The sequence below is a fragment of the Aureimonas sp. AU20 genome (assembly GCF_001442755.1).
Lineage (GTDB): Bacteria > Pseudomonadota > Alphaproteobacteria > Rhizobiales > Rhizobiaceae > Aureimonas.
In genome coordinates this window covers 323,927-334,386 of the sequence record NZ_CP006367.1, presented here as the reverse complement: position 1 = coordinate 334,386, position 10,460 = coordinate 323,927, and the positions used below count along the sequence as shown (strand labels likewise).

Genomic DNA, 10,460 nt, shown 5'->3' with positions numbered 1-10,460 from the left:
GTCAGCTCTCGGCGGCGTCCCGCGTCATCGCGCGGGCCGTGTCGGCGAAGTTGACGGCGAGACTAGCCGGGCGCAGCCGGCGATAGGCGACGGCGAGTTCCACCTGGGGCGCGGGCGCGCGAAGGTCGCGGTAGCGCACGCCCGCGATGCCCAGTTGGCGCAACGCATCGGGCACAAGCGAGAAGCCGAGTTCGGCCGAAACGAGGCTGAGCACGGAGGCGATCTGCGGGCCGGACTGGCCGAGGGCCGGCTCGAAACCCGCCGCACGGCAGGCCTCGACCGCCGCGTCGTGCAGGCTGGTGCCGACGCGCCGTGGCGTCAGGAGCAGGGGCTCGTTCCGTAGCGCCAGAAGATCGAGCGGCCCGGTCCCGTCCGCCGCCGGGTGCGCGGCGGGAAGGGCGGCGACCAGCCGCTCGCGCACCAGCGCGAAGGCCTGGATGGGCGAGTCCGGCGACAAGGCCGGGCGAAGGATCGCCGCGTCCAGCCGCCCGTCCTCCAGCCCGTCCAGCAGCACGGCGGAATTGGCCTCCTCCAGCCGCAGGTCGGCATCGGGAAACCGCCTGCGGAAAGCGCGGATGCTGGCGCTCAGCACGGGATGGAGAACCGAGCTGCCGGTGAAGCCGAGCCGCAGCATGCCCGTTTCGCCCCGCTCGGCCCGGCGCGCCGCCTCGGCCGCCTCCAGCGCGCGCTCCGGCAGGGGGCGCACCTTGTCCAGAAAGGCGCGGCCGGCTTCCGTCAGTTCCGCCCCATGCGGCACGCGATGGAACAGGCGCGCGCCGACCTCCCGCTCCAGATCCTTGATTTGTAGACTGAGCGGCGGCTGGCCGATGCCGAGCCGCGCGGCGGCGCGAGTGAAATTTCCTTCCTCGGCGACCGCGAGGAAATAGCGGATGTGACGAAGCTCCATGCCATATGCATAGGCTATCACGATTGCCACTTCCATATATTGGACGCATTGGGAGGGGCGAGACTATATCCCCGGCATCAGGAGCGCCTGACGGACCTTGCACGGAGTGAGGGCTGCGTGATCACCACCCGCGAACGGGGCACGAAGCTAGGGGGATGCGAGAGCGCATCGCTTTAAACTTCGCAGCCGACGCGGCGACGAGACCACGCGGCCAGCCAAGCTCGCGAGATCGCGTCCGGCGCTCCCAGCCGAGGTTTCCGTCATGAGCCGTTCCCTTGCCGCCAGCAGCGCGTCCGCCCTTCTTCCGCCTCTGCCGCCAGCCGCCGCCGGCTTCATCCGACACGGCACGCGCGAGCACCAGCGGGCGGGCGTCGCGCTGTTCCTGCTCGGCTTTGCCAGCTTCTCGCTGATCTACTGCGTCCAGCCGCTTCTGCCGGCCTTCGCGGCGAGCTTCCATGTCAGCCCGGCGGAAAGCTCGCTCGCCCTGTCGCTGACCACGGGTTGCCTTGCCGTCTCCATTCTCCTGGCGGGCGCGTTTTCGCAGGCGCTCGGCCGGCGCGGGCTGATGTTCGCCTCCATGGCCGGGGCCTCCGTCCTCAATCTCGCGGCGGCGCTGAGCCCCGGCTGGCACGGGCTTCTGGCGGCGCGGGCTCTGGAGGGCTTCGTGTTGGGCGGCGTGCCGGCGGTCGCGATGGCCTGGCTGGCGGAGGAGATCGAGCCCGCCCATCTCGGCCGCACGATGGGCCTTTATGTCGGCGGCACCGCCTTCGGCGCCATGGTCGGGCGGGTCGGGCTCGGCGTCGCCACGGAGTTCGTGTCCTGGCGTCTCGGCATGGGGCTGCTCGGCGCGCTGTGCCTTGCCGCCGCGCTCGGCTTTCTCGTGCTCCTGCCGCCCTCGCGCCATTTCGAGGCGCGGCGCGGCTTCGATGCCCGCTTTCACCTGCGCACCTGGGGCCGGCATCTCCGCAATCCCGCGCTTCTTAGCCTTTATGCCGTGGGCTTCCTCCTCACCAGCATCTTCGTCACGCTGTTCAACTACTCCACCTTCCGCCTCACCGGCGCGCCCTACGGGCTGGGGCAGACGGAGGTCAGCCTCATCTTCCTCGCCTATGGCTTCGGCATCGTTTCCTCCTCGCTGGCCGGCCGCCTGTCCGACCGGTTCGGCCGCCGGCCGCTGCTTCTCGCCGGTTTTCTCCTGATGCTGGCCGGCATCCTTCTGACGCTGCTGAGCTCGCTCATCGCCATCGGTCTCGGCATCGCTCTCGTCACGACCGGCTTCTTCATCGGCCATTCCGTCGCCAGCGGTTCGGTCGGGGCGCTGGCGCACGGGGCCAAGGGGCACGCGACCTCGCTCTATCTCCTGATCTACTATCTCGGCGCCAGCGTCACAGGCGCGCTGGGCGGCTGGGTCTGGCAGGAGGGCGGCTGGCCGGCCATCGGGGCGATGACCGCCGGTTTCGCTCTGGCCGGGCTCCTACTCTCGCAGACGCTTCCCGCCCAGCCGAAGCCGCAAGGCTGACGCTTGATTATCGACAACGGAGAAGGGCGAGCGTGCCTAGGCCCGCCCTTCCCAAGGCCAGCGGAAGCACCGCCCGCTGGCCTTTTCCCAGTTTCGCGATATGCTCGCGCCCAATCAGGACGTGCCAGGCTCGCAAAACACCTGTTTAGCGAGGCGGGGTCGGTTTTTTCACAAAAGCGACATGCGGCTCTTTCCAAAGCCGAGAAAGACGGCTATATCGCCAATCACCGACGGCGACACGCCGACGGGACATGGCGCGGGGTGGAGCAGCCCGGTAGCTCGTCAGGCTCATAACCTGAAGGTCGCAAGTTCAAATCTTGCCCCCGCAACCATAGACGGACGACGAATAACCGGCAGCTTCGGCTGGCGGACATGGCGCGGGGTGGAGCAGCCCGGTAGCTCGTCAGGCTCATAACCTGAAGGTCGCAAGTTCAAATCTTGCCCCCGCAACCATTCGATCCGGTCGCTTCCGCCGGACACCTTTCCCGAGACGAACTTTTTTGTGACGCTGGGTGACCCGAAGGCTTCGGCGCTGGCTTGCTCGAAACGATATTTATGTCGCAGTCGCCTGCCTGAAGGACTGTGCGCGAACCGGCGCGTGACGAGTTTTGCGGTAATTTTTGCTTAAGCGCGGCACCCGAGGAAATCGATGTCAACATGAGCGTCTGAGCGTCCGCTCGACATGGCGGTTTGCTGGCGTTTCGTCGCGTCTTTGCGAAGTCACGACGCTTGGGAAGAGCTGTCGCCGCGAACGTTCGGGATTGGGTGCGCGGTGAAGCGTCCGCTGCGGCTTCGAGCTAGACAAACGCGATCCGCGCTCGTACGCGGGAATTCAACTTGATGGGTTTGGGAGATATTGGAGCGGGCGATGGGATTCGAACCCACGACCCCAACCTTGGCAAGGTTGTGCTCTACCACTGAGCTACGCCCGCCCGCTCTTCTGTCCGCCTCGGCGCCGTGGCCGCTGCGGATGGGCGGCTTATGGACCAAGGGGGGCGATTTGGCAACAGAAAAAACGCACAAGCGTCGCAAAGGGCGAAAGGAATCGGCGGAACAAAGACTTGCCTCGTAGGGGTGTTGCGGGCGCTCGGTGACGGGCGTGGGAGAAGCGATTCTATCCGGGGCGAGCCGTCTTCTCCGACGCCGGCTTTGGACCCTCTTCCCGAGCGGCGCGCGCGCCGCCGGGTCGCATCCGGCCTCGCGCCGCTTGACGCGGCGGGAGTGCCGATGGCACGAGCGATGCGTGGGACGAGCGGCAGGGAGAGACTCCATGGTCGGGCAGGCTGACGGCGAAACCGGCGCTTCGGGCGCTGCGCTCTCTCTGGACGACGAAGCGCTTCGCGCGCTGGCGCCCGCGCTGGCCGAGCGCCTCGCGTCGCTCGGCATCCCGACCCGGACCCTCCAGCACGAGCCGGTCTTCACCGTGGACGAGTCGCAGGACCTGCACCGCGCCATTCTCGGCGCCCACACCAAGAACCTGTTCCTGAAGGACAAGAAGAGCCGGCTCTTCCTCGTGGTCGCCGAGCACAGCACAGCGGTCGATCTCAAGGGCCTGCACACGCGCATCGGCGCGCAGGGGCGCCTGTCCTTCGGCTCGCCCGAGCAGATGCGCGAGAGGCTTGGAGTCGAGCCTGGCTCGGTCACCGCCTTCGGCATCGTCAACGACGGGGAAGGCGCGGTGACGCTCGTTCTTGATGAGCGCCTGCTCCAGCACGATATTCTCAACTGCCACCCCCTGACGAACCGCGGGACGACCTCGATCGCGCGGGATCATCTCCTGGCCCTGTTCGCTTCGGTGCGGCACGACCCTCTCGTCGTGCGGCTCGAGGCCGACACGGCCGAACTTGCGAGCGGACAGACCTCATGAGCGACAATCCCTACGCTTCGAGCCTTTCGGGCTTCGGCCGGCAGACCGTGGCCCCCGGCGGCGGCCAGCGGGGCGCCCAGGCAAGCCCGCAGGCCGGCGCGCCTGCGCCCGGCGGCGTGGCGGGCGGCGAGCTCGTCAAGGACACGACCACGGCCAACTTCTCCGCCGACGTCATTCGCGAATCGCGCAACCAGCCCGTTCTGGTGGATTTCTGGGCGCCCTGGTGCGGCCCGTGCAAGCAGCTGACCCCTGTTATCGAGCGCGTGGTGCGCGCCGCGAACGGCCGTGTGAAGCTCGTGAAGATGAACATCGACGAGCATCCCTCGATCGCCGGCCAGCTCGGCGTCCAGTCGATTCCCGCCGTCTTCGCCTTCGTCGACGGCCAGCCGGTGGACGGCTTCATGGGCGCGCTGCCCGAGAGCGAGGTGAAGGCCTTCATCGATCGCTTGGTGAAGATGGGCGGCGGCGGCGCGGCGGGCGGCGATCCGCTGGAGGAGGCGATCGCGCAGGCCACCGAGCTTCTGTCGGCGGGCGAGGCGGCCGGGGCGGCGCAGCTCTTCTCCGCCGTGCTCCAGCACGATCCTGAAAACGCCAAGGCGGGCGCGGGCCTTGCCGAGTGTTTCCTCGCCGCCGGCCAAAGCGACCGGGCGCAGGCGGTAATCGACCAGATGCCGCCCGAGGCGCTGAACGACCCGGCCTTCGCCACCGTGAAGACCAAGCTGAAGCTCGCCGAGGAACTGGCGGGGCTGGGCGACGCCGCCGAACTCCAGGCCCGGCTGGAGGGCAACCCGGACGACCACCAGGCGCGCTTCGACCTCGCGCTGATCGCGCAGGCCAAGGGCCAGCGGGACGTGGCCGCCGGCCATCTCCTGGAGATCGTCAAGCGGGACCGGACCTTTGCGGACGACGGCGCCCGGCGCAAGCTTCTGGAATTCTTCGACGCCTGGGGGCCGACCGACCCCGCGACCAAGGAAGGCCGCCGAGGCCTGTCCTCGCTTCTGTTCCGCTGAGAGCGCAGTAGGCCGGACGGTTGGAGCATTCGGCGGCGGGGAGCCCGAAAGGGCGTCTTCGCCGTTCGGAGTCCGAGCGTGATTGGTGGATATCGGTGCAGGTCGGTAACCATCGATGCCGATGGGCGGAGCCTTACCAGTACACTCGCGCGATGAAGCCACGGAGGAACGCGACTGGGTTTTCCCTTTGTGACGGGCGCGTGAGCGCGTGGGATCGGCTCAGCTACGCTTTCCAGCGAGCTCCGTTGCTTAGGTCTTTGGGACTCTGGGCGCGGCGGACATGGACGGCGTAAGGGTCGGCCAAGTGGCTCGTCGCTGGGCTCCCTGCACCAGATCGGCCGGGAACCGTACAGCCCCGCCGAGAGCGCCGCTGCTGGATAACTCACAGGTCGTTTCGGTTCCGTTCCGTTTCTGCTCTCTGACTGTCGGCTGCTGACTCGCAACCGCTATCGTGGGACAAAGCTCGCCGCGCAGAGGACAAGCAAGGTCTGACCGATCGATCGCGGAATGCGTGATCTCTCGGAACGCGGGACGAACTCCTCGGAATCGACTGGCCGGAGCTTCTTCCAACCTCATGTCTCGCGAAGGCTTGGTTCGGCGCCTTGGCATCGATTGCGTGTCGCTTCTGGTGGGCAAGGAAATCTTCAGCCCGGTTCCCTCAAGCATGTGTCGTGTGGATCTCGAACAAGGTGGGAGGACTCCCTTCTCTCTACTGGAAACCACGTTCGCCTCATTCCGCTTCTGGCTTTCGGCTGGAAGCCTGTGAGAGATGGAACGCTTACATCATGCGCGCCGCCTCGCCCGCCCATGGCCGAACGGCTCGCGGCCTCCATCTCCTTCCGGATGACCGATCTCGCGCCTTCCTTCTCGCTCCGCACGCCCGAAGACGATTCGCTGCCGCGCCGCGTCTGCGACCATTGCGGCTTCGTCGCCTATGAAAATCCGAAGATCGTGGTGGGGTCGGTGGTGCGGTTCGAGGACCGCATTCTCCTGTGCCGACGCGCGATCGAGCCGGGACGCGGGCGGTGGACCATTCCGGCCGGCTATCTCGAACTGAACGAGACGCCCGATGCCGGCGCCCGGCGCGAGGCGTTCGAAGAGGCCGGCGCGCGCATCGCCATTTCGCGCCTGCTCGCGGTCTATTCCGTACCGCGCATCAGCCAGGTGCAGCTGATCTACCGCGCGCGGCTCGTCGATCCCGCCTTGGCGGCGGGGCCGGAAAGCCTGGAACTCAAGCTCGTTCGCCCCGAAGACATTCCCTGGGACGAGTTGGCCTTTCCCTCCGTCCACTGGGCTCTGCGCCACGATGCCGAGGCGGAAGCCGGCGCGTCGCCCGTGCCATTCGGCAATCCGGACGGCGAGACAGGCGAACAAATGCCGGACGGGCGGATGATGGGCGACGAGTCGCTTTAGAGCCGCCGCAGGACCTCGCGGGATCAGTCGGCCGGTCTTCTCGCTGGGAACTTTGTCGCGGATGTTGGGCTCAGGCACGGAGCATTATGACAGCCCCGCTTCGCCACCGAACAGAATCCCTTTGGTCATCCCCTCGGAGGATACGTCAGGCGCCCTGAGCCGCCCTGTTTCACGTGAAACTTTTGTTAAGAGGTTGGGCGCCGGCAGAGGCTGCTTGGCGAGATGCATCGGCCCAAACGGGTAGGGTATCCCCTCGCATCCGACGCTAAAAATGCAGCGTCGCAAATCCTGGGGCGAAATGCCCCAAGCGGCTGGCCGCTCAGGGCTTGATGTCGAATGTCGTGCTGCCTGCTAGTGCTCAGGCGCTGGCGTCTTCGGCCGTGCGCCGGATTTCGGCGACGAGTTCGGCGGGGAGATTGAGCCGGGCGGCGAGAAGGTCGAGATAGGCGCGCTCGGCCGGCAGGTCTGGGTCGATCGCGAGCAGCGAGGCCGTGTAGACCTCGACCGCCGCTTCCTGCGACGGGGCACGGCGCACCAACTCGTCCACCGAGAGCGGCTGGTGAATTTCCTGCATGAGCAGGCGCTTCTCCTCGGCGTCGAGATCGAGATCTTCCAGCCGGCCGAAGATGCGGCGCTCTTCCTCCGCGTCGATCGTGCCGTCGGCCTTGGCCGCCGCGATCATGGCGGAGAGCAGAAGCTGGGCGCGGTCCTGCGCTTCCGAACCGGTCGGATGGAAGCTGGGATTGCTGGTCTCGGGGATTTCGCTGGGCGCGATGGGGCGGATCGGCCCGGCCTGGCCGGCGGCGAGGCTCGCCTGGTTCTGCGCCTGCCAGTTCGTATAGGCCTTGTAACCGAGGCCCGCGATCAGGGCGAGGCCGCCGAGCTTCACGGCCGAGCCGCCGAAGCTCTTCATGCCCTTGCCGCCGCCGCGTCGCAGCAACTGCGAGACGAGGCCGCCGGCCAACGCGCCGCCGATCGCCTTGCCGGCGAAGCCGCCGCTGCCCCGGCCGCCCGAAAGCACGCTGGCGGCGAGATCGCCGATGCCGCCGCCCGAGCGCGCGCCCGTGCCGCCCAGCGCGCCGGACAGGAGCTTGCCGAGGCCGTCCTGCAAGGTTTCGCCCGTGGAGGCGCGGCCCGTACCGCCGGTGGGAAAAGCTCCGCCGCCCTGCGCGCCGCGCCCGGTGCCGAGAAACTGGTCGAGAAGCTTCTGTGCGTCGATCATGCCGCGTGTCTCCAAATGGGCCTGGAGCCTCCATTTGGGACGGGGCGGGGGCCGGGCCAACCACTGGTGGCCCGGCGCGCGATCACGGTTTCTTGTCGAAGAGCGGTTCGGTCGCGTGGCGTTTCAAAAGCGGAAATTGGAAAACCATAAAGATCATGGTGATGGGCATCGTCCCCCAGACCTTGAAAGCGACCCAGAAATCATCTGCGCTTGGGCCTTTTCCATAATACCTTTCTGCGCCACGCCAGACCACCTCGTTGAGAATGGCGAGGAAGACGAAGAACAGGCCCCAGCGCAGCGTCAGCTTGCGCCAGCCCTCGTCGTCGAGCTTGAAGGCCTGATCGAAGACATAGCCAAGCAGCGACTTGCCGAAGAACAGGCCGCCGAGCAGCACGGCGGCGAACAGCGCGTTGACGATGGTCGGCTTCATCTTGATGAAGACCTCGTCCTGCAGCCAGAGCGTCAGCGAGCCGAAGACCAGCACCACCGCGCCCGATACGATGGGCATGATCGGCAGGGTGCGCACCATGATCCAGGAGACGAGAAGCGCGATCAGCGTCGCCGCCATGAACAGTGCGGTGGCGACGAAGAGCGGGCCGCCGAGTTCGCCAAGCGCGGGAAAAGCGCGCACGATCGCCTCGCCCCGATTGTTGGCGAAGAAGAAGACGACGAGCGGCCCGAGTTCGAGCGCGAACTTGACGAGCGGGTTCATCTCGCGCCGCCCCGGCGTGTTCGGGGCTTTTTCGAGGATGGGATCGGAGGACATCGAGCGGTTCCCTTTCGGGGATGGTGTCGGGCGGCGAGGCGGCGAAATTCAGGCGGTGCCGGCGCGCCCGGCAATGGCGTCGGCGAAGTCGCGCGCCTTGAAGGGCTCGAGATCGTCCACCCCCTCGCCGACGCCGACGAAGAAGACCGGCAGCTTGTGCTTGGCCGCGATGGCGACGAGGATGCCGCCGCGCGCCGTGCCGTCGAGCTTGGTCATGACGAGGCCGTTGACGCCCGCCACGTTGCGGAAGATCTCGACCTGGTTCAGCGCGTTCTGCCCGGTCGTGGCGTCCAGCGTCTGGAGCACGGTGTGCGGCGCGTCGGGGTCGCGCTTCTGGAGGACGCGCACGATCTTGGCGAGCTCGTCCATCAGCTCGGTCCGGTTCTGCAGCCGGCCCGCCGTGTCGATGATGAGCACGTCCGAACCGTTGGCGACCGCCTCGTCATAGGCCTCGAAGGCAAGGCCCGCCGCGTCCGCGCCGATCGGCTTGGAGACGACGGTGGAGCCGGTGCGCTCGCCCCAGATCTTGAGCTGTTCCACCGCCGCCGCGCGGAACGTGTCGCCCGCGCCGAGCGTCACGGTCAGCCCGCCGCGCGTGAGTTTCGCCGCGAGCTTGCCGATCGTCGTGGTCTTGCCCGTGCCGTTGACGCCGACCACGAGAATGACATGCGGCTTCACCTCGAGGTCGAGTTCCAGCGGCTTGGCGACGGGGGCGAGCACGCGCTCCACCTCGTCGGCCAGGATCTGGCGCACGGCCTCGCCGGAGATTTCCTTGCCAAAGCGCCCGTCCGACAGGCGGTCGGTGATGCGCATCGCGGTCTCGACGCCGAGATCGGCCTGGATCAGGACGTCCTCGAACTCCTGCAGCGTCTGCTCGTCCAGCCGGCGCTTGGTGAAAAGCGCGGTGATCTGCCCGGAAAGCTGCGAGGAGGAGCGGGCGAGACCTTCGCGCAGCCGCTGGAAGAAGGGCTTGCGGGATTCGGGCGGGGCTCCGAGATCGGGGCCGCGCTCGCGTTCGCGCAGCGCCCAGCCTTCGCCATCGGTCGCCTGGCGCGCGGGCGAGAGCGGCGAAGCGGCGATGCCGCCCAGCGCGCCGACGCCCGGCGCCAGGGCGACATCGGCGCGATCCGGCGCGTCGGAACCGCCGGCGGACGGAGTGGCCGTGTCTTCCGGCTCCTCGGGCGGCAGCGGGGCGTCGAGCCAGGCGAACTCGTCGTGCGTTTCCTCGCTGTCGATCTCGGAAAGGGGCGCGGTCTCGGAAAGGGGCAGAGTTTCGGCGGGCGGCAGGGCCTCGATCGGCGCCAGCGGATCGACGGGCGGCTGCGCCTCGGCCACCGTGCCGCCGTCTCCGGCCAGGATCGCCGCCTCGGCCGGGTCCAGCGCGGCGGGCTCGATCTCGGCGTCGGCATCGTCAGATGGGTCGCGGTCGCCTTCGAGCCAGGAGAAGTCGGCCTCCGGCTCGGCGGCCGGCGGGCGGGCTTCGTCGAGGAAGGCGAGCGACTCGCTCGGCGCGTCCGGGGCGTCGACGGCGTGGGAAGAGACGGGGGCGGGCGACTCGATGGCGGCAGGCGCGGGAGCCGGCTCGGGCTCGACCGTGCGGATGGTCGGAGGTTCGAAGGCGACGGAAGCAGCGGGGGCGACCGGCTCGACCGGGGCCTGCGGCGGCTCGAAGGCGCGCGCTTCGGTTTCGGCCCGAGCTTCGGATGTCGGCATCTCGATCAGGCGAGCAGGCGCCTCAGCGTGATCGGCGGGCGAG

8 protein-coding genes and 3 tRNA genes are annotated in these 10,460 nt (G+C 68.0%); 6 read left to right on the top strand and 5 right to left on the bottom strand.

The annotated features are described in order from the left end of the window. Position 1: 1 nt before the first annotated feature. Positions 2–907: a LysR family transcriptional regulator gene (locus M673_RS01550; RefSeq protein ID WP_061973058.1), complete on the bottom strand. Its 906-nt coding sequence runs from the start codon at positions 905–907 to the stop codon at positions 2–4. A 262-nt stretch (positions 908–1,169) separates the two neighbouring features. Here M673_RS01550 and M673_RS01545 point away from each other — a divergent pair, with 262 nt between their 5' ends. The 3 genes from M673_RS01545 to M673_RS01535 all read left to right on the top strand — a co-directional run bounded on the left by M673_RS01545 (position 1,170) and on the right by M673_RS01535 (position 2,879). Then, positions 1,170–2,426 carry an MFS transporter gene (locus M673_RS01545; protein WP_061973056.1) on the top strand — a complete coding sequence of 419 codons (1,257 nt, stop codon included), beginning with the start codon at positions 1,170–1,172 and terminating at the stop codon, positions 2,424–2,426. Positions 2,427–2,681: 255 nt separating this feature from the next. Next, positions 2,682–2,758: transfer RNA gene (locus tag M673_RS01540), tRNA-Met, on the top strand. A gap of 44 nt (positions 2,759–2,802) precedes the next feature. After that, positions 2,803–2,879, top strand: a tRNA-Met gene (locus M673_RS01535). Between the two features lie 404 nt (positions 2,880–3,283). On the opposite strand, the gene M673_RS01530 is transcribed toward M673_RS01535, so the two are convergent. After that, positions 3,284–3,358, bottom strand: a tRNA-Gly gene (locus M673_RS01530). A 338-nt stretch (positions 3,359–3,696) separates the two neighbouring features. On the opposite strand from M673_RS01530, the gene M673_RS01525 reads away from it, so the two are divergent. The 3 genes from M673_RS01525 to M673_RS01515 all read left to right on the top strand — a co-directional run bounded on the left by M673_RS01525 (position 3,697) and on the right by M673_RS01515 (position 6,716). Next, positions 3,697–4,293 carry a prolyl-tRNA synthetase associated domain-containing protein gene (locus M673_RS01525; protein ID WP_082639115.1) on the top strand — a complete coding sequence of 199 codons (597 nt, stop codon included), beginning with the start codon at positions 3,697–3,699 and terminating at the stop codon, positions 4,291–4,293. Further along, the gene (gene trxA, locus M673_RS01520) at positions 4,290–5,303 is read left to right on the top strand and encodes a thioredoxin (RefSeq protein ID WP_187301285.1); all 1,014 of its coding nucleotides are present in this window, start codon (positions 4,290–4,292) and stop codon (positions 5,301–5,303) included. The genes M673_RS01525 and trxA overlap by 4 nt, the downstream gene beginning before the upstream one ends. Before the next feature lie 807 nt (positions 5,304–6,110). Next, a complete protein-coding gene (locus M673_RS01515; RefSeq protein ID WP_244493187.1) occupies positions 6,111–6,716 on the top strand; it encodes an NUDIX hydrolase in 606 nt (201 codons plus the stop codon). A gap of 358 nt (positions 6,717–7,074) precedes the next feature. Here M673_RS01515 and M673_RS01510 read toward each other — a convergent pair whose 3' ends face one another. From M673_RS01510 to ftsY, 3 genes are all read right to left on the bottom strand, one after another. Next, positions 7,075–7,938 carry a tellurite resistance TerB family protein gene (locus M673_RS01510; protein ID WP_061973054.1) on the bottom strand — a complete coding sequence of 288 codons (864 nt, stop codon included), beginning with the start codon at positions 7,936–7,938 and terminating at the stop codon, positions 7,075–7,077. Between the two features lie 82 nt (positions 7,939–8,020). Next, positions 8,021–8,704: a septation protein A gene (locus tag M673_RS01505; RefSeq protein WP_061973052.1), complete on the bottom strand. Its 684-nt coding sequence runs from the start codon at positions 8,702–8,704 to the stop codon at positions 8,021–8,023. A 48-nt stretch (positions 8,705–8,752) separates the two neighbouring features. After that, positions 8,753–10,417, bottom strand: a complete 1,665-nt coding sequence (gene ftsY, locus M673_RS24815; protein WP_082639114.1) for a signal recognition particle-docking protein FtsY — start codon at positions 10,415–10,417, stop codon at positions 8,753–8,755. Positions 10,418–10,460: the final 43 nt, after the last annotated feature.

Excerpts from the sequence above, each read along its gene's own strand:
- M673_RS01505 (WP_061973052.1), bottom strand. The coding sequence starts at position 8,704 with ATGTCCTCCGATCCCATCCTCGAAAAAGCCCCGAACACGCCGGGGCGG.
- M673_RS01550 (WP_061973058.1), bottom strand. The coding sequence starts at position 907 with ATGGAGCTTCGTCACATCCGCTATTTCCTCGCGGTCGCCGAGGAAGGA.
- M673_RS01545 (WP_061973056.1), top strand. The coding sequence starts at position 1,170 with ATGAGCCGTTCCCTTGCCGCCAGCAGCGCGTCCGCCCTTCTTCCGCCT.
- trxA (WP_187301285.1), top strand. The coding sequence starts at position 4,290 with ATGAGCGACAATCCCTACGCTTCGAGCCTTTCGGGCTTCGGCCGGCAG.
- M673_RS01525 (WP_082639115.1), top strand. The coding sequence starts at position 3,697 with ATGGTCGGGCAGGCTGACGGCGAAACCGGCGCTTCGGGCGCTGCGCTC.
- ftsY (WP_082639114.1), bottom strand. The coding sequence starts at position 10,417 with ATGCCGACATCCGAAGCTCGGGCCGAAACCGAAGCGCGCGCCTTCGAG.
- M673_RS01515 (WP_244493187.1), top strand. The coding sequence starts at position 6,111 with ATGGCCGAACGGCTCGCGGCCTCCATCTCCTTCCGGATGACCGATCTC.
- M673_RS01510 (WP_061973054.1), bottom strand. The coding sequence starts at position 7,938 with ATGATCGACGCACAGAAGCTTCTCGACCAGTTTCTCGGCACCGGGCGC.